Genomic DNA, 23,072 nt, shown 5'->3' on the forward strand with positions numbered 1-23,072 from the left:
CAAGCCGTGTGTAATGCGATTACAAGCCGCGTGTAACAATGTCCGCAGCCGCTTCCGAGTCTCCCCGAAATGGAAGGTGGGGGCTCGTAGAACCGTGCGCTATACATGAGAAATTTCCCGCTGGATGGAGGAATAGAACTGCTCTATCACATCCAGCATGTCGCTGGGCAGATAGTCGTAGGCCTTTTCGATGAACTCCTCAGGAATTTCGTAGAAGGCTTCGGCCATGCTTCCGCAGATAGCAGCCTTCGTGTCGGTGTCCCCCTGGGCAAGAACGGCGATGCGAATGGCATCCTCAAAGCTTTGGCTTTCCAGGAAGCAGCGTAAGGCATAGGGAACGGTCTCCTGGCAGGTAGCGTCGAAATGGCCTTCGTCTCCTATCTTGTAGATGTCCTTGAGGGGCGGGAGCGTATAGCCGAAGTTATGCCTTACGGCACTTTCTATTTCCTCCTTGGTCATGCGCACGGTGCGAAGCCAGTAGATGACGGTGGCCACGCACTGCGCTCCCTTTACTCCTTCACGGTGGGCATGGCTTACCATAGCGGAGCGTTCGGCCTCTCTCAGCACTTCGTGATAGTCGTCGAAGAGCCATCCTATGGGACTTACACGCATGGCCGAGCCATTTCCATAAGAGCTGGTGGGATGCGAGTGGTCGCTGTTCAGCCAATGGTGGAACATGTTTCCGTAGCCTCCCATGGGGTCTGGATAGCGATGGCACCAGTCAAGCAGGGAGTCCTTGTAGGGACGGCTGTTCAGCACGGCATCGGCAATGGCGATGGTACAGATGGTGTCGTCGGTGTAGCTGCATTCGGGAGTAAACAACTCAAATCCCTCAACAGGTTTCTCGTCGAATTCGAAACGCGAACCTACGATGTCTCCTATGATGGCTCCCAGCATGATCGTAAAGGTTTATAAGTTAGAACAAAAAATGGTGATCCCACCGAGAATCGAACTCGGATCAAAGGTTTAGGAAACCTCCGTTCTATCCATTTAACTATGGGACCTAACCAATTGCAAAGGTAATACTTTAACATTAAACTTCCAAAAAACTATCAGTTTTTTTCTTTCCGCGTTAAACTCTTGGGCTCCGGAAGCGTCTAATTCTTGTTATGAATCGGTTTATAATATGTTTTTCGCTGTTGCTGGGAGTGCTCTCGGCCGCAGCAGAAGGTGTTGTCAAAGGTAAGGTGTTGGACAAGAACACCAACAGTCCGCTTGAGTTTGTCAATATCCAGGTGTTCTCCGCCTCTGACACTACGAAGCTGTCGGGCGGCGCAATCACGGATACCAATGGCTTTTTCCAAGTCTCAAAGCTTGCCGACGGCCCGTATATCGCCAAGGTGTCGTATGTAGGTTATAAAGAGGTAGTTCGCCATTTCACTATTTCCAGCCAGCATCAGGTGGCGAATTATCCGGTCATCTATATCCGCGAAGATGCGAAGATGCTGAAGGAAGTGCAGGTTACCGGGCAGCGGTCGGCCATGAAGCTTGAGGTAGACCGCAAGTCGTATGATGTCAGCCAGTTGGTGTCGAATGCCGGACAGGCAGCGTCGGATGTGCTGGAGAACATTCCCGCGGTGGAGGTGGACAACGACGGGAACATCTCGCTGCGTGGTAATTCAAGCGTAGAAGTTTGGATTAATGGTAAGTCGAGCGGTCTCACAAGCGACAACCGCGCCTCCATTCTGGAGCAACTACCCGCCGAAAGCATCGAGCGCATCGAGGTTATCGACAATCCTTCAGCCAAGTTCAGCGCTGAAGGGTCGGCCGGAATCATCAATATTGTATTGAAGAAGAACCGCACGGCGGGCTATTATGGATCCGTCCAGGCAGGTGCTGATACACGGAAAGGCGCAAACACAAGCTTCAACATCAACTATACCAGCTCCAAGTGGGACGGCTATGCCAACATCGGGTTCCGCCATCGCAGCAACGAGGGCTACAGCGACAGCGAGCAGCAGTATCCCGGTTCAGGTCAGTACCAGAACTATCATGGGATAACCCGCAATCAGGGCAACAATCTCTTTACCCGTGCGGGCCTCACATGGCACATGACCCAGAAAGACGATATCGGCCTTAGTGGCATGTTCATGAAAGGTCTGCATAGGAGTTGGGGCGAGACTCCTTATCATTACGGCCTTCTGGATACGGGCGAAGAGACGCGTATGATGTTCCGGAAAACCATTGGCCGGGGCGACATGAACATGCTCCACGGCGAGTTCAGCTATCGCCACAACTTCACCGACAAGCATTTCCTCGACATTACGGCGAGCTACAACCGCTGGAAAGCCGACAACGATAACTGGTACCAGGACTCCACGGTGTATTACGGAACCGCCGCCCAGCCCACGGAGTATGGCTATCAGTACCGCCCGATGTTCATGAACAACCGCGGATGGGAGTTCAAGATCGACTATGAGAACCCCATCACCGACAAGTTCAAGATTCAGGCGGGATATCAGGGAAACCTCAACCACGAGAATACTCCTCAGGAAAGTTGGATAGACCGCTCGTCGTGGGCAGGGACGAATGTCGTGGAGGACCAGGCCTTCTACAACCGCTTCCTCTACGACATGGATATCCACGCACTCTATTTCACGGCTCAGTATCAGCTCGGCAAGCTCGGCATCATGGGCGGTCTGCGGGGAGAATACTGGAGGGTGGACACCGAGAGCTATACCTGGGAGCAGGAACATGACGCCACCAAGCGTGATGAGCCTTTCAAAAAAGACTATTTCGAGCTCTTCCCGAGCATCTTCATGAGCTATCAGCTCACGCCCAACGACCAGTTCCAGTTGAACTATGCCCGCCGGCTCCGTCGTCCGTGGGGCGGCCAGCTGAACTCCTTCCGCGATACGCGCGATGCCACGACCGTGTCGTTCGGTAATCCGGAGCTGATCCCGGAGTTCTCCAACTCGTTCTCGCTGAACTACCTGCGCACCTGGAGTCAGTCCTCGCTGCTCGTCAGTGCCTACTATCGGCCCACGACGGATGTCATGCAGCGCATCAACTGGCGCGGCTCCGCCGACGGCTTGATGTATTCCACGAGCGTGAATGTGGCGCGTTCTACCAGTTCGGGTCTTGAGGCTACGATGAAGAACAACCTCTTCCGGAGACTCGAGCTGACCACCAACCTGAATGCCTACTATTACAAGCTGAACGGCTTCAGCTATGACATCGACGGCCAGACCATCACGGGTGAGGGTCGCCACAGCTTCACCTGGGATGCCCGCATGACGGCGAGTCTCATCCTCCCTTACGACATTTCCGTCCAGATGAGCGGGCGCTACCGCTCCCGGCAGGTCATCTCCCAGGGCTATCGCAGGGCCGGATACAATGTAGACTTCGGGCTCCGGAAAAACTTCTTCAACAAGAAACTCACCCTCTCCGTCAACTGCCGCGACCTCTTCAACTCGCGGAAATGGGAGAACTATACCTCTTCCGACACCTTCTGGCGCCACCAGATCAATAAGCGAGGGAGCCGGAAATTCAACTTCACGCTGACCTGGAACTTCGGTAACAACAACAAGAAAAAGCGTCCGGAGCGGGAAGGAGGCGAGGACGAGCTCGACCCGCAGGAGCGCTACGAGGGCGGCGGCGAGATGTAAGGGCGTAATTTTTCCGGCATCTTCCTCCTCTCTTGTCTGGTTTTTTATTATCTTTGTACGGCAAATGTATAATAGATAATATCATGATGAAAACCAAGACAGGAATCTTCGGACTGCTATTGTTGCTGACCATGTCGGCATCCGCCCAGCAAGAGGGCGTTACGCGGTATGTGAATCCGTTTATCGGAACGGGAAAAGTAGATGACAACAGCCTCAAGGGAGGCAACTTCCCGGGAGCCGCGATGCCGTTCGGAATGGTGCAGCTAAGCCCCGATGAGTTCGTACGGCCTAACGGCGACGAGGCTTCGGGCTACGACTACAGCCGCGACACGATATATGGATTCTCGCACACCCACCTGAGCGGTACGGGCTGCGTAGACCTGCTCGATGTGCTCGTGCAGCCCTCGGTGAAGCCCGTTGCCACCCTTACGGGGCAGGAAACCTTTCCAGAGACCTTCAGCCATGCCCGCGAACAGGCCCGGGTGGGCTACTATGCCGTGCGCTACGACGGCTCTGACATCCTAACCGAGCTTACCGCCACCGTGCGTACGGGCATGACACGCATTACTTTTCCTGCCGGCAAGCCCCGCAACCTGATATTCGACATGGCGCATGCAGGGCAGAACCGTGGCGGCGACCGTAAGACCATCATCTTCAATTCGCAGCTCCGCCTGCTCGACTCCACCACGCTCGTAGGCTACCGCAAGTTGAGCGGATGGCAGAAGGAGCGTTCCGTATATTTCTATGCCAAGTTCTCCTGTCCGGTTACGGATGCCATCTTCAAGTCGGGAAAGGAAGTGTTCCTGAAGGGAGATGTCGCCAACGGACGCAACACCAAGTGTTTTCTCTCGTTCAGCAGCACCTCCGAACCGTTGCTCGTGAAAGTGGCCCTCTCCCCCGTGAGTGTCGAGAATGCCCGCCTGAACATGGAGAAGGAGAATCCCTCGTGGAATTTCGACACTATTGCAAAGGATGCGGAGACTGCCTGGGAAAAGGAACTCTCCAACATAAGGATAGACGGCACCGACGAGCAGAAGGCCATTTTCTATACAGGCCTGTATCATGCCTATATCCAGCCCAATACCATTTCCGATGCTAACGGCGACTATGTGCGCTCCGACTACACCGTGGCGCGACTCCCGGAGGGCGACACCCAGTACAGCACTTTCTCCCTCTGGGACACCTTCCGGGCGTGCAACCCGCTCTACACGCTGCTCAAGCCCGAGCGTGTGGGCGACTTCGTGAAGAGCATGCTGCGGCAGTATGAGGTCTATGGCTACCTTCCCATCTGGCAGCTTTGGGGTTCGGAGAACTACTGCATGATAGGCAACCATGCCATTCCGGTGGTCGTAGACGCAGCCTTGAAGGGGCTTCCCGGAGTCAACCGGGCAAAGGTCTATGAGGCAGTAAGGGGCAGTTCGCTGCGCGATCACCCGCAGTCTCCGTGGTCAATGCTCGAGAAATACGGCTATCTGCCGGAGCCTAAGCAGATAGAATCAGTATCCATCACGCTTGAAAACGCCTACGACGATGCCTGCGTGGCACGGCTGGCCAAGGCATTGGGCAAGACCGAGGACTATGACTACTTCAACCGCCGGGCTCATTTTTATCGCAATCTCTATGACGCCCGGACGGGCTTCTTCCGCGCCAAGGACGAACAAGACAACTGGATGGAGCCGTTCAATTCCTATTCCTACAAGCCCGTGGGCATGCATCCCTATGCCGAGGGCAATGCGTGGCAATATCGATTCTTCGTGCTGCAGGATGTTCCCGACTTGGTAAACCTGATGGGGGGCAAGCGCAAATTCGAGCAGGCGCTCGACGCTCTGTTTACCGACGAGACGCGTGTGGACCTCGACGGCGGAGGCAATGCCTCCGGCTTCATCGGGCAGTATGCCCACGGCAATGAGCCCAGCCACCATTGCGCCTATCTCTACAACTGGTGCGGGGCCGACCGCAAGGCGCAGTATTACGCCAACAAGGTGATGACCGAGCAGTATAACGCGCGGCACGACGGCTATTCGGGGAATGAGGATTGCGGCCAGATGTCGGCCTGGTATGTCTGGTCAAGTATGGGCTTCTATCCCGTAGACCCGGCTTCGGGCATCTACAGCTTCGGCTCTCCGCAGTTCCGCAAGGTGGAGATTACCCTGCCTGGGGGCAGGACTTTCACCGTGAAGAGCAACCGCAAAGGGAAGGAAGACTGCTATATCAAGGCCGTAAGGCTCAACGGGAAGGCTTATAAGAAGAACTATATCACCCATGCCGACATCCTCCGGGGAGGTGAGTTGGAGTTCGTGATGGGGAAGTAAATGGAGGATGGAAAAGTAAAAGGCGGTTAGAAGGCTGACAATTTCGGCGATTTTGTCCGACAAAATCGCCGAAATCATGGGACAAAATCGCCGAGATTGTGGAATCGAAGGCTGCAGATATGAGGAGAGTAGGCCGTAAGGTCTACTCTTCGTCTTTATGGGCGTTGCCCCCTTTTGCGTCGGGACATGCGACGCGGGCTGTAACGAATATATCCGTAAGCACCTCCTCATGCGGCTTTGGGTCATAGAGGCAGGCACGGATCTCTGTCGGTCGCCTGCGAATTTCTCAAGACCCTCGCTCATGATCTTCATTCCGTAGAGAAACATGGCGAGCAAGCCAAACAGGGAAAAGATATTCAGAAGTGCATTCAAAAGATGATATGAGAAGTGTGGCAATAATTATCTCAATTATCCTGCAAGGGTGATTAAATTCAAGAAAAATGCCAAATATATTCTTGTTTCTCGCCTCCCTTTTGACTGGAAAATGCTCGCTCCATGACTTAAAACACCTGCATGCGCCTTATATAATAAGGTGAAATGTTAAAAATGACGGTTTCCATGCATTTTTTTAGTTGTTTATTTGGTTTATATTATAAACTTATTTATATTTGTAAAGCAATTTAAAACATTGAAGAATATAATGTCCCTAAAACAAAGAAACGAGTTAATAAAAACAAAAAACTAACCCATTAGAAATGTAGGAATATGGAAGAACAGGACAAACTGACTGCCGAGCGCAGTCTTGAGATTATCAAAGAGTCTATCGAACAGAGCCGCCGCAACATCACGAAAGGCTCCTGGAAGGGCATGCTGGTGTGGGGAATCATGGTCGCGGTTCTTGCCCTCGTCATCGGACACCTCTGGGCGCACACCTCCTGGGGGCCTGGAGCCAATCTGTTGTGGAGTCTTCTGGGCCTTGCCATCTTCGTGAATATCTGGTGCGATTCGCGGAAGCCTAAGCGGCCGGACACCTTTGTCTCGAAGACCATTAGCCAGGTGTGGATTTGCTTTGGTGTTATGGCGGGCTCATTAGGATTAGTCTGTGGGGCGATAGCCGGCTTTGGCTGGAAGTTGCCCGTGCTCCACGCTCCTGTAAATGAATCGGTGGTTTGGGTATTTCCCATCACTCCCATCATCATCTTGTTCATGGGACTGGCCGGGATGATCACGGGAAGCATCCTGAAGAGTAAGGCCATCACCGTCTGCTGCTTCATCGCGGGAATCTTCGGAAACTTTCTGGGCCTCGTCTTTGCCGGCCCAACGGAGATGGTGGTGCTGGCGGGAGTTTGCGTCGTGGGGCTTGTTGTTCCTGCATTGATTATCCGTAACGAAGAAAAATAAGTATTGGCATGTTTGAGAAACTGGACCCTTTATTGCATAGCGAGCTTCGACTGGCGGTGATGTCGCTGCTGCTGAGCGTCGACGAGGCCGACTTCTCCTATATCAAGGAGCAGACGGGAGCCACGGCGGGCAACCTCAGCGTGCAGATAGACAAGCTGCAGCAGGCCGGATATATAGGAGTGTCGAAAGCCTTTGAGGGCAAGCGCCCGAAGACTACCTGCAAGGTTACGCAGGCGGGCATCAAGGCTTTCGAGGAGTATGTGAACGCATTGAAGAGCTATATCAAATAGCCGCATGGCAGGGGTGAGCCGCCGTTTTTCCTGCCGGAGGGATGAAAGTCGACCGTAGCGGCGCACCCATTGAGCGGTATCTGAAAGTCATTATTAAACAAAAAAGCTCTATGAAACGATTATTTTTCTTATTCGTATTGGCTTTGCCGGGCCTCAGCCTGAATGCCCAAACCTTGCTCAAGGGAGTGCTCGTGGACTCGCTGACCCGCGAGGCAGAGCCCTATTCCACCGTCCGCGTCTTCAAGGACGGCAACACGGAGAAGCCCGTTGCCATGTCTGTTACCGACGCCGAAGGCAGAATCAGGCAGCGCGTAGCCGCCAAAGGCAAGTTTATTATCATCTTTTCCTCGCTAGGAAAGGCTCTTGTGGAGCGCAGCCTGACCCTCTCGGGGGAACCGGAGGTAGACCTCGGAACCGTTTTCGTGCACGACGATGCCCAGTCATTGGGCGAGGTAACGGTGAAGGCTCAGGCTCCTCTCGTCAGGATGGAGACCGACAAGATGTCGTATAATGTGCAGGACGATGTAGACTCCAAGTCGTCTACCGTACTTGATATGCTCCGCAAAGTGCCGATGGTAACGGTGGACGGACAGGACAACATCACCGTAAACGGCAGCTCTTCGTTCAAGGTTTATGTAGACGGGAAGCCCAATCCGATGATGAGTGCCAACCCCTCGCAGGTGTTCAAGGTGATGCCGGCGAGCATGGTTAAGACCATCGAGGTCGTTACCAATCCCGGCGCGAAGTATGACGCTGAGGGAGCCGTGGGCGTGCTGAACCTGACGATGAACCGCGAGCAGGCTGCCGGAGCGCAGGAAGCAGACGGATACAACGGCAGCGCGGCCCTCGCCGCCGGCAACCGCTCCTACGGCGCACAGGGATATGTGAGCGCGCAGAAAGGACGGTTCAGCGTGTCGGGGAATATGGCTTTCCAGCACCAGTTGATAGGGGGAATCGAGGTTGCGATAGACAACTCCCAGACTGCGGGTAACGGCACCTCGCTCACTCATGCGGTGTCTGAGACCGACCAGCATTCCAATGCCGCTCTCGGAAACCTCTCCCTGAGCTACGATCTCGACTCGATGTCCGTCGTCAGCGTGGCCGCCGGACTCATGCACTATCGCCAGAAGCAGCACACGCCCTTGCTCACATCCCTGCAGGGAGGATACTATGGCGAGGGCGTCTCTTATAAAAACGAGGAGTGGGAACGACCGGAATACCAGAACCTTTCGCTCAGCGCCGACTATCAGCGCTTCTTCAACAAGGAACGCACACGGTCGCTCACGCTGAGTTACCTGTTTGCCCTGAATCCTATTCACCGCGATGCGACGGACTATTATGAGCTTTTGTCCGGAATGTCATTCGTCGATCTTACCAACCGGATGTCGTTTAATCACATGCTGTCGCGTGAGCACACCCTCCAGCTCGACTACACCACGCCCCTCTCAAAGACTCTCTCGCTCTCGGCGGGCGTGAAGTATGTGGGCCGCCGTAACACCTCCAACTCCGAATATTACACGGCCTCGGGCGACGAACTTGTGTATCAGCGCGACCTGAGCATGCGCTACAAGTATCTGAACCACATTGCCGCAGCCTATGCCGAGGGCACCGCGAATTTCGGCAAACTGGGCATCAAGGCAGGCTTGCGGTATGAGTATACCTGGCAGCATGTAACCTACGAGCTGGGAAACGGGGAGGATTTCAGAAAACACTACGGCAATCTGGTGCCGTCGCTAAGCCTTACCTACAGCATGGCTCCTACCCGCAATATTGGTCTCACCTATAATATGCGCATCTCCCGACCGGGCATTACCTACCTGAATCCCTATGTGGAGCGGAGTCCGCTGTCGCAGACCTATGGCAACACGATGCTTGAGGTGGAGAAAAACCACAATGTGGGGCTGGTCTTCAATTCGTTCAGCCGGAAGCTGATGGTGAATGCCAGCCTCCGGCAGAGCTTCTGCGACGACGCTATCTCACAGTATCAGTTCTACGAGGGGAGCATCCTCAACACCACTTTCGGCAACATCGTGAGGCAGCGCGTCTCCTCGCTGAACACTTATCTGAACTGGGCGGCGGCACGGGAAACACGCCTTATCTTCAACGGCGGTGTCTCTTATAGCGACTTCCATAGCGATATGCTCGCGCAGAAAGCCAGCGGGTGGGTCGGCAACCTGATGCTCGGCTTGCAGCAGACCCTGCCCTGGAAGGTGAAGATGAGTGCAAACCTGATGGCTTCCACCAAGTCTTACAGTCTCCAGGGATGGAGCAGCGGCTTCTCGGGAGTCTTCGGCAGCTTCTCGAAAGACCTCTGCAGGGACAGGCTGAATATAGCCCTGCAGTACTTCACGGGCTTCCACCGGCATGGGCGGCTGGCCTTTGACAACTATCATGAGGGCCGCAACTTCACCACCATGCAGCACATCCGGGTTCCCGTGGCTCAGTTCATGGTGAAGGTAAGCTATTCTTTCGGAAACCTGAAGAAGCAGTTTGCCCAGCGTAAATCGAAGATAGAGAGCGACTTCATCGACCGCAAGGAGAGCGGCACGCAGCTTCCCGGAGGCATGGGAATGTAAACAAAAAGCCTTTGCGGCCGTGTGCGGCAGCAGAGGCAGTCGTTTCTTATAGGATTACAAGCCGTTTGTAATATTGTTACACACGGCTTGTAATGCTGTTACAAGCGGCCTGTAACACAGCAGGAAGCGGCTTCTGATATTCTTAACGGCGGATGCATGGGCGGCAGACAGCAGCCCCCATTACTTATGCTCCTTGTGCGTCATGATGTCGAGCACCATCTTGTCGGTGGAGCACATGGCCTCCTTGCCGATGCTGGTGAGGTTGCGTATGCTGCGGTCTACATCCTCGTCGATGATTCCTTCTGCCGCCGTAACATGCTTGCCCTCGCGAGCCAGCAGGGCGGAGAGTAGGGCCGTGGAGACCCCCGAGCATATCTTGAGCGAGCAGCTGGGCTTGGCGCCGTCGCAGATCATTCCCGTGAGGTTGGCTATCATGTTCTGCACGGCGTGCGTGATGTCGGTGTAGTCGCCGCCCATGAGGTAAGTGATACCGCAACTGGAGCCTATGCTTGCCACGACACATCCGCAGAGGGCGCTCAATACGCCGAGGCTCTGTTTGATGTAGATGGCCGTGAGGTGGCTCAGGGTGAGCGCGCGGATGAGCTCTTCTTCTGTGTTCTCGTTCTCGGCAGCATATACGGCCACGGGGTTTGTGGCGCAGATGCCCTGGTTTCCGGAGCCGGAGTTGCTCATAACGGGTATCATCGCGCCGCCCATTCGTGCGTCGCAGGCGAGCGCGGTCTTAGAGAGAATGTGTGAAAACATGGAGTTTCCGAAGATGCCATGGCTCAAGGGGCGGTCCATGGTCTTGCCCAAACAGTGGCCGTAGTTGCCTTTCAGCGACTCCCGGGCTGCCCGCATGTTGTATTCCTGCGTCTCAAGCATGAACCTGATTTCGTCGACGGGGGTCGTGGTGGCAAAGTCGTAGACCATCTTCAGGTTCAGGCAGATGCCGCAATCCATGCTGCTGCCGGTGGCAGCGGTGTGTTCGTCGCGCAGCACCTGTCCGTTTTTCTCCTCGCGGACGATGTTGGTGTGCGAGCCTGAGATGATGGCCGTAGCCTTGTCGTCGCCCGCCTGACAGGTAACTTCCACATGTAAGATGTCGCAGCAGTTTTGTTTCAGGCCGATGCAGATGCGGTTTTCGGCAATGTATTGCCGGCCTTCCTCGAGGGCTTCAGGGGTAAGGTCCTTGATGACTTCAAGCTTGTATTCCGACTTTCCGATGAGGGCTCCGAGAGCCACGGCTATCGGCAGTCCGATCATTCCCGTTCCGGGGATGCCCACGCCCATGGCATTTTTCAGGATGTTGGCACTCAAAAGCACCGAAATCTGTTCCGGTCGTCTGCCCAACAGCTCCTTGGAGCGGGCCGCACAGAGGGCTACGGCCATCGGCTCCGTGCACCCCACGGCAGGAACCACCTGCCTGTGAATCAGGCTGATAATCTGTTCGCGAATCTTTTTGTCAAGCATAGTATTATATTGTAGGAAGTCCCGGCTCTCCGCAGGGAGGGCCGGGATGAGTGTTATTTCTTGTAACTCTCGAGCCCTTTGTTCAGGAATTCGAGGAAGGCGGGTATGTCTTCCTTGTAGCTGTAGGAGCCCGCGAGCGGGTTGCCCTCATTGTCTACGGGCACATAGAACGGTTGTGTATTGGCACCGAACTTATGACTCTGCAGGTAACTCCATTTGTCGCCCACGGTGCGCAGCTTGCGCTGCTGCCCGTTCTCGTTAATCTCGATGGGCTCGGGGAGAGGTGTCTTGTCGTCTACGAAGAGCGAAATCAGCACATAGTCCTTGGTGAGGATGTCGGCCACGGAGGCATCTGTCCATACGGCAGCCTCCATCTTGCGGCAGTTCACACAGCCGAAGCCGGTGAAGTCGATGAACACGGGCTTGCCCTGCGCCTTGGCTGCGGCCATGCCGAGGTCGTAGTCGGTATACTTGGCCTCCACCACCTTGGTGTTGAGATTAAAGTCCTGCGTGGTGATAGGCGGCGCAAAGGCGCTCACGGCCTTGCAGGGAGCTCCCCAGAGACCAGGCACCATATAGACGGCAAACGCCAGCGAGCAGAGCCCGAGCATGATGCTGGCCACGGGCTTGGGCTTGTTCAGCTCGCCTCCTATCTCGTCTATCTGAAACTTCAGCCAGCCTATCAGGTAGAAGCCGAGGGCTGCGAAGATGATAATCCACAGGGAGAGGAACACCTCGCGGTCGAGGATGTGCCAGCCGTAGGCCAGGTCGGCCACGGAGAGGAACTTCAGGGCGAAGGCCAGTTCGATGAATCCGAGCACCACCTTGATGGTGTTCATCCACGAGCCGGACTTCGGCGCGCTCTTCAGCCAGCTGGGGAACATGGCGAAGAGGGCAAACGGAATGGCCAATGCCAGCGCGAATCCGAGCATGCCCACGGTGGGCGCAATCCAGTTGCCGGAGGTTACCGTCTCCACCAGCAGCAGTCCGATGATCGGCGCGGTGCAGGAGAAGGAGACAAGAACCAATGTGAACGCCATCAGGAAAATCGATATCAAGCCGGTGGTGTTAGAGGCCTTTGAGTCTACGGAATTCGACCAGCTGTCGGGCAGCTTGATCTCAAACCATCCGAAGAAGGACAGGGCAAACACCACTAACAGCAGGAAAAGGAAGATGTTGAAGACGGCACTCGTGGAGAGTTCGTTGAGCTTGCTCGGGCCGAACAGCGCCGTAACCAGCAGCCCGACACCGACGAATATCACCACGATAGACGCTCCGTAGATGAGCGCGTCGCGTATTCCGCGCTTCTTGTCTTCCTTCGCGCGCTTCAGGAAGAAACTTATCGTCATTGGGATAATAGGCCAGATGCAGGGCATGACGAGAGCCAGAAGGCCGCCGATAATGCCCATCAGGAAGATGTACCACAAGGAGTGCCCGATGATATCGCTGGTGCCGCCGAACGACTTGAGCTCCTTGACGACGGGCTTCCACCATGAATCCGTGTTCGACGAGGAAAGATTGGCAGCGATGGCAGCGGAGTCAAGCTGCGCCGTGGAGTCTTCTTGGTTTTGCAAGGCGAGTGCTGCCAGCGAATCAGCCTTTGCCTTGGACAGGGCTGCCGCGGCCGCCGGATCAAGCTTGGCGTCCTTCTTGCTTTCCTCGGGCTGTGCTGCCGCAGCGACGGCGGGCGACTTGCCCGACTGCTTGAAGCTTACCTCTTGTGGAGGGAGACAGCTCTCGTCGTTGCAGGTTCCATACTCCAGATAGGCATCGATGGTATAGTTCGGCTTGGTGAACTCCACTTTCTGCACAAAAGTAACCGAACCTTCAAAATAGCGGAGGTTCATGTCGAACAACTTGTCGAACTTCGCAATCTCCTTCCCCCGTGGCGTAAGCTTGCCCACTGGTTCGATTCCGTCTTTCTTTTCTACATGAAATGTGGCAGGAATAGGCCCTTCGGAGCCTAAGTCGGTGGAGTAGACATGCCATCCGGGATCTATGCTTCCGCTGAATACAATCTCGCCTTCAGCGGTCCCATTAGTCTTCAGCGTGGAAGACATATGTACCGGCTTTGCCATCTGGGCGTTGACCAGCAGTGCCGTAAGGAGCATGAGGGTCAGTGTCATTAGTTTTTTCATGTGAGAATCCTTTTTTCTTGATTTTGCTGCAAAGATAGCTTATTTCTACGAAATACAAGGTATTGCCATCATTTATTTTTGCTTGTTTAACCATCTGGAAATGAATTCCGCAGGGACTGAAGGAGGCTCTTGTGTTTCCTGACCATGTTTGAAGCTGGGAAAAAACAAATCCCCCGCTCCGTCGCGGAGCAGGGGACAGTCATTTAATTAATTAGAGAGTTTATTGTTGTTAGCTTTGTCTATTCTATGGAAAAGCCGTGAGGCTCAGCACACCTGGCTGCCCGGTTTCACCTTGCCGAGCACCGTCGTAACGCTCAGGTCTCCGTCGAAGTTCTCCGAAGAGAGAATCATTCCCTGGCTTTCGATGCCCATGAGCTTGCGCGGGGCAAGGTTGGCAATGAAGAGAATGTCTTTGCCGATAAGGTCTTCGGGGGCATAGAACTTGGCGATTCCGCTCACGATGGTGCGCTCCGTGCCGCTACCGTCGTCGATGGTGAACTTGAGCAGCTTATTGGCTTTCTTCACCTTTTCGCAGTTCAGGATGTGTCCGACGCGGATGTCGAGTTTCTCGAAGTCCTCGAACGGTATGCTGGGCTTAATCTCCTTGGCCTTGTAGGTGGCAGCCTCGTTGGCCTTCTTGGTGGCGGCGAGCTTGTCGAGCTGCGCCTGGATGGTCTCGTCTTCTATCTTTTCGAAAAGCAGATGGGGCTCAGCCAGTTGATGCCCGGCCTTCAGGAGGTCAGTCTGGCCAAGCTGGCTCCACTCGAAACTCTCGATGTTGAGCATGCCTCTCAGGTCCTTGGAGGAGAAAGGCAGGAATGGTTCGAAGGCTATGGCCAGATTGGCCACCAGCTGCAAGCTGATATTGAGGATGGTCTCCACGCGCCTGGGGTCGGTCTTCCACACCTTCCACGGCTCGCATTCGGTGATGTATCGGTTGCCGATGCGGGCGAGGTTCATGGCCTCGAACTGTGCGTCGCGGAACTTGAAGGCGTCGAGTAGGTTTTCTATCTTCTGCCTTGCGTCCTTGAATTCGTCGATGGCATGGCGGTCGGTGTCGGTCAGTTCGCCACAGGCGGGCACCACGCCGTTCCAATATTTCGCGGTGAGCTGCAGCGCGCGGTTCACGAAGTTGCCATATACGGCTACGAGCTCATTATTGTTTCGTTCCTGGAAATCCTTCCAGGTGAAGTTGTTGTCCTTGGTCTCGGGGGCGTTGGCGGTGAGCACATAGCGCAGTACATCCTGCTTGCCGGGCAGCTCCCGGAGGTATTCGTGCAGCCAGACAGCCCAGTTGCGCGAGGTGGAAATCTTGTCGTTCTCGAGGTTGAGGAACTCATTTGCCGGCACATTGTCGGGCAGGACATAGTCGCCGTGCGCCTTGAGCATGGTCGGGAAGATGAGGCAATGGAACACGATGTTGTCCTTCCCGATGAAGTGCACCAGCCGGGTGTCCTCGTCCTGCCACCATTTCTGCCATGAGCCCCACTTCTGCGGGTCGCGGTCGCACAGCTCCTTGGTGTTGGAGATGTAGCCGATGGGCGCGTCGAACCATACATAGAGCACCTTGCCCTCTGCCCCCTGCACGGGCACGGGGATGCCCCAGTCGAGGTCGCGGGTCATGGCGCGCGGCTGCAGATCCATGTCGAGCCAGCTCTTGCACTGCCCGTAGACATTGGAACGCCACTCCTTGTGCCCGTCGAGAATCCACTTTTTCAGCCACTCCTGGTAGTCGTTCAGGGGCAGATACCAGTTCTTTGTCTTCTTGATTACGGGCTTGGAACCGGAGATGGTGGAGTGGGGATTGATGAGTTCCATCGGACTCAGGTCCGACCCGCACTTCTCGCACTGGTCGCCATAGGCATTCTGGTTGTGGCAGTGAGGGCACTCCCCGACGATATAGCGGTCGGCGAGAAACTGATGAGCCTCCTCGTCGTAGAGCTGTTCTGTTTCCTTCTCTACCAGCTTTCCGTCGTCGTAGAGCTTGCGGAAGAAGTCTGATGCAAACTGGTGATGCACGCTTGATGTGGTGCGGCTGTAGATGTCGAACGAGATGCCGAACTCCTCGAACGACTCCTTGATCAGCTTGTGATAGCGGTCTACTACATCCTGAGGCGTGATGCCTTCCTTTCGCGCGCGGATGGTAATCGGCACGCCGTGCTCGTCGCTGCCGCCAATGAAAACCACTTCCTGCCCCTTCAGGCGCAGGTAGCGTACATAGATGTCGGCCGGGACATAGACTCCGGCCAGGTGTCCGATATGAACACCGCCGTTGGCATACGGCAGAGCCGCCGTCACGGTGGTGCGCTTGAACTTCTTTTCCATTGCTGTTTGTGAATTAGACTGCAAAAATACGAAATATTCTCGATAATCGGGAACATCTCGTGCGTTTTTTATTAATAAGGTGGAAAATGGCCGGTCGGAGGGCTGCTTGCGGCAGCCCGCTCTGCCGGCGGTGGTTTGCCGTATTGCAGAAAACGGCAAACAGCGCGGCAAAATCGGCGAGATTGTCGCACAAAATCGCCGAAATCATGAGACAAAATCGCCGATTTTGTCAGACAGCCGGCCGTTGCCTTAAAAGAGGGCAGCGTTTAGTCGCGGTCCACTTCCTTGCCTTTGAAGTAGGTGTGAAGCCCGTCGGTGGCATAGTCGTCGCCGCTGTAGGAGAAGTGCTTGCCCCCGATGGCGTTGCTGATGACCTCGCCCTTGTAGTAGCCGTGCCGCCGGTCGCGGGCATAGCCGGCCTTCAGCGGCTCGAAGGTGGCTGCGTCGGCTCCCTTGACGGTGTGTCCCTCGTAGGTTACGATGCCGTCTTTCATGAGATATTCGCCCGCTTCTGACGGATCCATTCCGAGCAGTCCTTCGATATCCAGTCCCTTGTTCCTGCCCTTTGTGGAGGTCGCGGCAGAGGCCTTTCCCTGATTTGCCGGGGGCGTCATGCGATGAGCGGGTGTCTGTGGGGCAGCCCCGATCTTGTGGTGCCGTGTGAAGCGGGCGTCTACCTTGAAGCAGGAGGGGTCTACAAACTCGAGCACCTCGCCCAGATAATATACATTATAGCGGTCTTTGGCATATCCGAAGCCGAGCTCCTCGAAGCTCGCGGCATCGGCATCAGGCAGAAACTGCCCCTGATAGAGCACCTTGCCGTCTGCGGCGCGATAGTCGTTCCACTTCGTCTGAGCCTCCACGGGCAAGCAGGCCGTCAGCAAGAGGGCTGCCAGAAAAACTTTCATTGTTTTCATATTCGTCGGTTTTGTTGCGCTTAATTGTGCCAAAGATACGCATAAATTTTCGGAATCCCAATCCTATTTCGTGCTTTTCTCGAATATTTCCATTATCTTTGTGGCTGATAATATCATAGAAAACAATGAAGAAACTACTCTTACTGCTCTTTGCGGCAACCGTGGCGATGCCGGGGGGAGCACAGGCTCCTACGGAGTTTAACTTACGACTTGACAATCGGATGCAGATGAATATTCAGGTCTGCACCGATGAAATCTTCCGCATACGGATTACTCCGCACGACCGGTATGCCGAGAACCTGATGATTCGTTACGGCGTGCAGAAGACCGACTGGCAGCGGGTGGACTGCCGGCAAAAGGACGACGGCTCGTCCGTGGAGCTCTCCACGGGCAAGTATGTGCTCACCGTGGGCAAGAAAGACGGTGCCGTCAGCGTGGCCGACAAGACCGGCCGCATCGTGCTTGAGCGGGTGTCCTTCCACCCCGGATCCGATGCCCTCACGCCAGGTCTGGGCAAGAGCATCAACGAGCAGTTTGCCTCGTTGAAGGTGGCGAGAAACGACGGCATCATCGGCGACGACAAAAACCAGAAGCAGGCGAAGGATACCGTGGAGACGGGCGACTACCGCAAGTGCAGCATCGTGAGCCTCTCGATAAAGCCCGGCGAGCGCTTCTACGGCGGCGGCAGCACCTCGCGCGAGCACATCCAGCATCGCGGCGAACTGCTGCGCATGTGGGCCACCTATCAGCATACCGAGATTCCGCAGCCCTTCCTGATGTCAAGCGAGGGATGGGGAGTGTTCAACAACACCACCGTGAAGAACTTCTTCGATGTGGGGCGTTACCAGCAAGATGAGCTCAACATCTTCAACACCGTCGACGAGGCCGACTTCTACCTGATGTTCGGGCAGTCGATGCCCGAGGTGCTCGGCACCTTCACGCTCATCACGGGGCGTGCCTATCTGCAGCCAGAGTATGTATACGGACTCTGCTTCGGCCCCAATATGCTGGAGAATCAGTTTGATATCCTGAGAGACGCGGCGGATTTCCGTCGCGACGGATTCCCCTGCGATCTCCTCTGGCTGGAGCCGCAGTGGATGGAGAAGCGCTACGACTTCTCGACCAAGAAGAAGTGGAATTATAAGCTCTTCTCGCCCGAAGGCTACTGGGACTCGCTCAAAGTGCCCAAGAAGGAGCACTTCCGCCTCTTCGTCGGGCGGCTCCACGGCATGGGATTCAAGCTCGGCCTGTGGCTCTGCGAGGAATACGACCTCAGCATAACGGAGGAAGACGAGATTGCCGCAGCCGCAGGCAGGAAGACCAGCGGCAAGGAGCACTGGATGGACCACTTGACGAAATTCATCGACAACGGTGTAGACGGATTCAAGATGGATCCCGCTCGCACCATCGACGAGCATCCCTCGTGGAAGTATTACAACGGCTACAGCGACAAGGAAATGCACAATCTGAACCAGATATTGCTGCCCAAGCAGATGGAGCTGATGATGCGCCGCCATACGGGGCACCGCAACTGGCACCACTATACCTCGGGATATGCCGGCACGCAGCACTGGGGCGCATCGACGAGCGGCGACAACGGCGGCGGCAAAACGGCTCTCTTCGACCAGCTGAACCTGGGTATGAGCGGGCACATGAACACCTCTTGCGACATCATGTCGGTGGATTCGCTTGCCCAGGAGATGCCGGCTCTGCACTTCGGAGTGTTCCTCCCGTGGATGCAAATCAATGGTTGGTACTCGATGATGCAGCCGGAATACTTCGCGGCAAAGCAGAAGAAAATGTATATTGACTACATCCGGCTGCGCTATGCCCTGCTGCCCTATATCTACTCTACGGCTATCGAGGGGGCGCAGACGGGCATGCCCATCGTCAGGGCGATGCCGCTCGAGTTTCCGGAAGACCGCAATGTTGACGATGCTTGCTATCAGTATATGTTCGGAAAGAATTTGCTCGTGGGCATTTTCAGCAACTCCGTCTATCTGCCGAAGGGCGAGTGGACCGACTTCTGGACAGGAGAGAAGATAGCGGGGGGCACCACCGTTACCCACGCATACCCCGAAAACCGGGCCGGCCTGCTCTTTGTGCGCCCCGGAGCCATCATTCCGATGCAACGCGACATGAACTTTGTGGGCGAGCATCCCATCGATACGCTGACCGTGAGGGTGTATCCTGACGGAAAGTCGAGCTTCACGATGCTCGAAGACGACGGCATCTCGTACGACTTCGAACAGGGTGCCGTTGCCCGGACCACCTTCCGGAGCAGCCTTTCAGACCGCCAGCTGGAGTTTGAGGTGCTGCCCGTAGAGGGAGAATATAAGGGCATGTATACTCATCGGGTCTATCAGTTGGAGGCCTATCTGTCCCGGCAGCCGCGGAAAGTCTTCGTGAATGGAGTAAAAACCAATGACTTCAGCTGTCAGGGGGGCGTGCTCAAGGTGGCCCTGCCGCAGTCGGATGTCCGTGAGAAGGCCGCTGTGAGGGTGGCTTTCTGACTTTTTCCTGCTTAAAGGAGAATCCCTCGTTCCCACTTTGGGACGAGGGATTCTCCCGTTATTTGAAGTATCGGCTCAGTGCCTTTGCCCATTGGTCATAGCCTTCTTGCTTCGGGTGTACATTCCGGGTGTAATAGTATTGCCGGATGTTCTTGAGGTTAATGCCGCATTTCTCCGATATATCAATAACCTTGATGCCGCATGCCTTGCAGATATTGTGCTGGAATGCGCGCAACTGCTGCCACTTCTTGTAGATGGGAGTGTTGCGGTAAGCCTTTTTGCTAATCATCCCATTGGGCTTCAGGAGGGTAGGGTCGTCGAAATCGAAGTTGTAGTAAGAGGTGATTATCCAATATAATCTGGCATTCGGGAGTTGTTCTTCAAGATATTTAAAGAGACCCTTATAGGTGGAATAGAGGCTCATCCGAGGAGTCCACAGCTCCGGTTGATGCCACTCCGAGGAGTCTTTCCCCATGAAATAGTAGTTGTATTCCAGAGATTGAGGCATGGGTTTCAGTTCCACTTCCATACCGGTGCCGTTGGCATCGAAGCTCACATGGCGGCCTTTGTGGTAGTAATAATGCAGGTTCAGGGTGCCGTCGCCGTTGTTTACGAGGATCCATCCTGCCCCGTAGGCGTGCCGGCAGAACTCCTCGATGAGTTCCGTCTCATCCATTTCAGGCCCTGTTTCGATGGCGGTCTTGTTCACTCCGGTGTTCAGATAGCAGGTTCCCTTGACCGTAGGCCTTGTCGTAATCTTCAGTTGCATGCCTTGGTCGCGTGTCGTCTGGTAGGCCACGGTGAGCATGGCTCCTGCTTTTCGCTTGGTTTCAGGTATCGTGGAGAGTATCTCTTGAAGATGTTTTTTTAAGTAATCTGCGGCCTCGTCTCTTGAGCTGAAAGCCCCCTTGTGGATGTATATCTTCTCTCCCTGCATCCAGGCCGGGTCGTCAATGGATCCTTCGGTTCCCTTTTCTTCATCGAAAAGATTGATGTCGTTCACATTTTCCATGAAGACGATGTCTATAGGATACCGGTCTTTCAAGGCTGCGAGGTGCTTGGCTCTTCCAAGCGTTCCATGGAAAAGGGCTCCTTCCGATGTCGTTCCGCCATACGAAATATTATGGCGGTTGATGTCGGGATAAAAGATTGCCCCTGTCAGTTGGGTAAAGAGAGGCTGCCAGTTGTTGCCGTCGCCGAGACTGTCGAACAGGGTCCAGAGGGTTTTCCCTTGCAGGCTCTGGGCCTTGGAGTGCAGAGGGGGCAGAAGTGCCAGTAGCAGGAGTATCAGAATCTTTTTCATCTTTTGTTCTTATAATCTGTTTGTTTTCTGTGGAAGTATTGTCTAAAACTCATATCCGAGATTGATATAGAAGTAAGGCCGGTCGCTGCGGTTGTTCCATCCGAGGCTTGCCCCGAGCGGTCCGAGCATGGTTTTATAGTATCCACTGACCTGAGCACCCCAGAGCATGGTGTTTGAGAAGAGGTCGGCGAGCCTGTTGGCGTGTACTGCGGCATTGACCTTGGCAGTCAGGAAGATAGACCTATAGATGTTTTCCTGCGCCTTGAGCTGGAGGCCGATGAAGTGGTTATCTGCGAGTTCCATGTGTCCCAATCCGGCAAACGGCATCTGCTGTTCTACATAGTGGCCGAAGAAATTGCCGCCGATGGCATTGGCCATAACCAGGGGAATCTCGCTTCCGAAGAGCAGACGGCCGTAAGCCATGGGTTGGAAGGCAAACCGCTTGCTGAAGGCGAACGACATCCGCCATGCCGCATCCACTACCGAGAAGCCTGCGTGGCCGTCGAATCCGGTAAAGTTATCGGTGTAATACCCGTATCCGGCATGGAAGCGTGCGCCCCGGGATGGGAAGTAAGCATCGTCTTCAGAATCGTAGAGCGTCTGGAAGTGATAGCTATAGTAGTGGTCGTCGGTAAGTTTCTGCAGGTCGCCGTCGGCCAGATACTGCACTCCGGCCAGCAAGTCGTCGTGGTGATAGTAGTCCCAGCGAGCACTCATGGTGATGTTAAAGTTGCGTATATTGAAGTCCAGAGGAGTGAAGTTGATGGCATGGTGGTTGAAGGTATGGTTGAAGGCCTTCGACCCCTCGCTGTAGATGCTGATATCGTTGTGGGCATATTCGTATGCCAGTCGCAGCTTGGTAAAGCTGACAGGCTTGTAGATGATTTCGGCGCGGGCCTTTACGCGTCGGCCGAGCCGTAGCGTCATGTCGAGCACGGCGGGCACCTTGGTGTGAAAGGGAACCTCTGCCCCGACCTGTAGGGCTGCCATCTCCTCGGTGTCGAAGCGTGCTCCCGCATGTAGCTGGGCGGTCTTCCGCGCCCCGGCCTCCAAGTTGAGAATGTAGGTTCCATGGCTTTTCACGAACTCATAGTCGGCCTCCTCATAGTAGAGATCCATGCGCATGGAGGTCGTGATGAGCTCCGCCTGAGCGACATCGATGCTGTCGCCATCCTTCAGGCGGAACTTGGTGCGGATGAAATACTCGTCTTCGGGGGTCATGCCGACGAAATTAAACCGACTTACGGGGAAGCTTTTCTCCAACGACTGCGGCTGCTGATAGGCTATCGGGCTGACCTGATAGTCTTCAGGGATGCCGATCCGGGCTTTCAGGGCCATCAGTTCGTCCCAGTGCTTCATGGCTTCTTCCTCGCCGCGGCGTATGAGCGTGTCGATGGCCTCCCGCGTGAAGCTCGCCGCACCGTAGGGTTTGGTGTTCACGCGAATGGGTACATCGGTGATGGCGAGGTTCTCATCATACTTGTTCTTACAGTTCACATCCACGATCTGGCTTAGGATTGCTGCCGTGTTCGTCAAGTCATCGGCCGTTTTTGGAGCACCTTGGACGGTGGACCCGATGATGATGTCGGCCCCCATCTGGCGTGCGATGTCGGCCGGATAGTTGTTGCGCAGGCCGCCGTCCACAAGCATCATCTCCCCTTTTCTTATCGGCGAGAAGGCCCCGGGGATGGCCATGCTGGCCCTCATGGCCTCTGCGAGCACGCCGCTATGGAAGTCATACTCCGTATTGGTAACGATGTCGGTGGCCACGCAGGCAAAGGGCCGCGGGAAGGAATTGAAGTCCAAGCTGTCGTTATAGCCGTCGGTGAGGTTGCGGAAGAGCACCGCAAGGTTCTTTCCCCGCAGTATTCCCGCCGACGCCGACTTCTTTCTCGATTTGCGGGAGATGCCTCGCTGGAAGAAGTAGGTGTTCTTCTTCCGGCGCTCGCTGAGGCTCTGGTTCCTGAGATTTTCGTTGTCCGAGAGCACATACGACCAGTCCTGCACCCGCACGAGGGAGTCAAGCTGGCCGGCGGTGTAGCCTATGCTGTAGAGTCCTCCTACGATGCTGCCCATTGAGGTGCCGGTTACGATGTCGACGGGAATGCCTGCCCGTTCAAGCACTTTGAGCACTCCGATGTGCGCCATGCCCTTGGCACCGCCTCCGGAGAGCACTACGGCCACCTTCTTGCGCTGGTGTTGCTGTGCCCTGCAGGGCAGGCCGGCAATCGCCAGAAGCATGAGGATCAGGATGAAAATTAGGTTTCGTTTCATGA

At 55.2% G+C, this 23,072-nt stretch carries 13 protein-coding genes and 1 tRNA gene; 6 read left to right on the plus strand and 8 right to left on the minus strand.

Annotation, left to right across the window (positions count from 1 at the left end; genetic code table 11):
* Nucleotides 1-99: 99 nt before the first annotated feature.
* Together BM114_RS01415 and BM114_RS01420 are read right to left on the minus strand one after the other, a co-directional pair.
* On the minus strand, nt 100-897 hold the full coding sequence (locus BM114_RS01415) for an ADP-ribosylglycohydrolase family protein (protein ID WP_092109532.1): 798 nt from the start codon (nt 895-897) through the stop codon (nt 100-102).
* A gap of 32 nt (nt 898-929) precedes the next feature.
* A tRNA-Arg gene (locus BM114_RS01420) sits at nt 930-1,004 on the minus strand.
* A gap of 105 nt (nt 1,005-1,109) precedes the next feature.
* Between BM114_RS01420 and BM114_RS01425 the strand changes: the two genes are divergently transcribed.
* The 5 genes from BM114_RS01425 to BM114_RS01445 all read left to right on the plus strand — a co-directional run bounded on the left by BM114_RS01425 (nt 1,110) and on the right by BM114_RS01445 (nt 10,127).
* On the plus strand, nt 1,110-3,608 hold the full coding sequence (locus BM114_RS01425) for a TonB-dependent receptor (RefSeq protein ID WP_092109535.1): 2,499 nt from the start codon (nt 1,110-1,112) through the stop codon (nt 3,606-3,608).
* 83 nt (nt 3,609-3,691) lie between these two features.
* Complete coding sequence (locus tag BM114_RS01430) at nt 3,692-5,920, plus strand: GH92 family glycosyl hydrolase (RefSeq protein WP_255406384.1); 2,229 nt, start codon at nt 3,692-3,694, stop codon at nt 5,918-5,920.
* A 705-nt stretch (nt 5,921-6,625) separates the two neighbouring features.
* Complete coding sequence (locus BM114_RS01435; RefSeq protein WP_092109538.1) at nt 6,626-7,261, plus strand: hypothetical protein; 636 nt, start codon at nt 6,626-6,628, stop codon at nt 7,259-7,261.
* 8 nt (nt 7,262-7,269) lie between these two features.
* A complete protein-coding gene (locus tag BM114_RS01440; protein ID WP_092109541.1) occupies nt 7,270-7,551 on the plus strand; it encodes a winged helix-turn-helix domain-containing protein in 282 nt (93 codons plus the stop codon).
* A gap of 110 nt (nt 7,552-7,661) precedes the next feature.
* The gene (locus BM114_RS01445) at nt 7,662-10,127 is read left to right on the plus strand and encodes a TonB-dependent receptor domain-containing protein (protein ID WP_177207011.1); all 2,466 of its coding nucleotides are present in this window, start codon (nt 7,662-7,664) and stop codon (nt 10,125-10,127) included.
* 180 nt (nt 10,128-10,307) lie between these two features.
* Here BM114_RS01445 and BM114_RS01450 read toward each other — a convergent pair whose 3' ends face one another.
* The 4 genes from BM114_RS01450 to BM114_RS01465 all read right to left on the minus strand — a co-directional run bounded on the left by BM114_RS01450 (nt 10,308) and on the right by BM114_RS01465 (nt 16,980).
* On the minus strand, nt 10,308-11,600 hold the full coding sequence (locus tag BM114_RS01450) for an L-cysteine desulfidase family protein (protein WP_092109547.1): 1,293 nt from the start codon (nt 11,598-11,600) through the stop codon (nt 10,308-10,310).
* Between the two features lie 53 nt (nt 11,601-11,653).
* Nucleotides 11,654-13,738, minus strand: a complete 2,085-nt coding sequence (locus BM114_RS01455; RefSeq protein ID WP_092109550.1) for a protein-disulfide reductase DsbD family protein — start codon at nt 13,736-13,738, stop codon at nt 11,654-11,656.
* A gap of 264 nt (nt 13,739-14,002) precedes the next feature.
* Entirely contained in the window at nt 14,003-16,063 is a 2,061-nt protein-coding gene (gene metG, locus BM114_RS01460) for a methionine--tRNA ligase (RefSeq protein WP_092109553.1), read from the minus strand.
* 266 nt (nt 16,064-16,329) lie between these two features.
* Nucleotides 16,330-16,980: a DKNYY domain-containing protein gene (locus tag BM114_RS01465; protein ID WP_092109556.1), complete on the minus strand. Its 651-nt coding sequence runs from the start codon at nt 16,978-16,980 to the stop codon at nt 16,330-16,332.
* A 125-nt stretch (nt 16,981-17,105) separates the two neighbouring features.
* Between BM114_RS01465 and BM114_RS01470 the strand changes: the two genes are divergently transcribed.
* Entirely contained in the window at nt 17,106-19,493 is a 2,388-nt protein-coding gene (locus tag BM114_RS01470) for a glycoside hydrolase family 31 protein (RefSeq protein WP_092109562.1), read from the plus strand.
* A gap of 58 nt (nt 19,494-19,551) precedes the next feature.
* Here BM114_RS01470 and BM114_RS01475 read toward each other — a convergent pair whose 3' ends face one another.
* Both BM114_RS01475 and BM114_RS01480 read right to left on the minus strand, forming a co-directional pair.
* Nucleotides 19,552-20,796, minus strand: a complete 1,245-nt coding sequence (locus BM114_RS01475) for a hypothetical protein (RefSeq protein ID WP_092109567.1) — start codon at nt 20,794-20,796, stop codon at nt 19,552-19,554.
* Between the two features lie 42 nt (nt 20,797-20,838).
* Nucleotides 20,839-23,070 (minus strand): patatin-like phospholipase family protein, encoded by a 2,232-nt coding sequence (locus BM114_RS01480; protein ID WP_092109570.1) that lies wholly within the window; start codon nt 23,068-23,070, stop codon nt 20,839-20,841.
* Nucleotides 23,071-23,072 lie beyond the last annotated feature (2 nt).

It is taken from the genome of Prevotella sp. KH2C16, assembly GCF_900113305.1.
In the GTDB taxonomy this organism is placed as follows: domain Bacteria; phylum Bacteroidota; class Bacteroidia; order Bacteroidales; family Bacteroidaceae; genus Prevotella.

Bases quoted from the DNA above. Each gene is read 5' to 3' on its own strand.
- BM114_RS01415 (WP_092109532.1), bottom strand. From the start codon at position 897: ATGCTGGGAGCCATCATAGGAGACATCGTAGGTTCGCGTTTCGAATTC.
- BM114_RS01425 (WP_092109535.1), top strand. From the start codon at position 1,110: ATGAATCGGTTTATAATATGTTTTTCGCTGTTGCTGGGAGTGCTCTCG.
- BM114_RS01430 (WP_255406384.1), top strand. From the start codon at position 3,692: ATGATGAAAACCAAGACAGGAATCTTCGGACTGCTATTGTTGCTGACC.
- BM114_RS01435 (WP_092109538.1), top strand. From the start codon at position 6,626: ATGGAAGAACAGGACAAACTGACTGCCGAGCGCAGTCTTGAGATTATC.
- BM114_RS01440 (WP_092109541.1), top strand. From the start codon at position 7,270: ATGTTTGAGAAACTGGACCCTTTATTGCATAGCGAGCTTCGACTGGCG.
- BM114_RS01445 (WP_177207011.1), top strand. From the start codon at position 7,662: ATGAAACGATTATTTTTCTTATTCGTATTGGCTTTGCCGGGCCTCAGC.
- BM114_RS01450 (WP_092109547.1), bottom strand. From the start codon at position 11,600: ATGCTTGACAAAAAGATTCGCGAACAGATTATCAGCCTGATTCACAGG.
- BM114_RS01455 (WP_092109550.1), bottom strand. From the start codon at position 13,738: ATGAAAAAACTAATGACACTGACCCTCATGCTCCTTACGGCACTGCTG.
- metG (WP_092109553.1), bottom strand. From the start codon at position 16,063: ATGGAAAAGAAGTTCAAGCGCACCACCGTGACGGCGGCTCTGCCGTAT.
- BM114_RS01465 (WP_092109556.1), bottom strand. From the start codon at position 16,980: ATGAAAACAATGAAAGTTTTTCTGGCAGCCCTCTTGCTGACGGCCTGC.
- BM114_RS01470 (WP_092109562.1), top strand. From the start codon at position 17,106: ATGAAGAAACTACTCTTACTGCTCTTTGCGGCAACCGTGGCGATGCCG.
- BM114_RS01475 (WP_092109567.1), bottom strand. From the start codon at position 20,796: ATGAAAAAGATTCTGATACTCCTGCTACTGGCACTTCTGCCCCCTCTG.
- BM114_RS01480 (WP_092109570.1), bottom strand. From the start codon at position 23,070: ATGAAACGAAACCTAATTTTCATCCTGATCCTCATGCTTCTGGCGATT.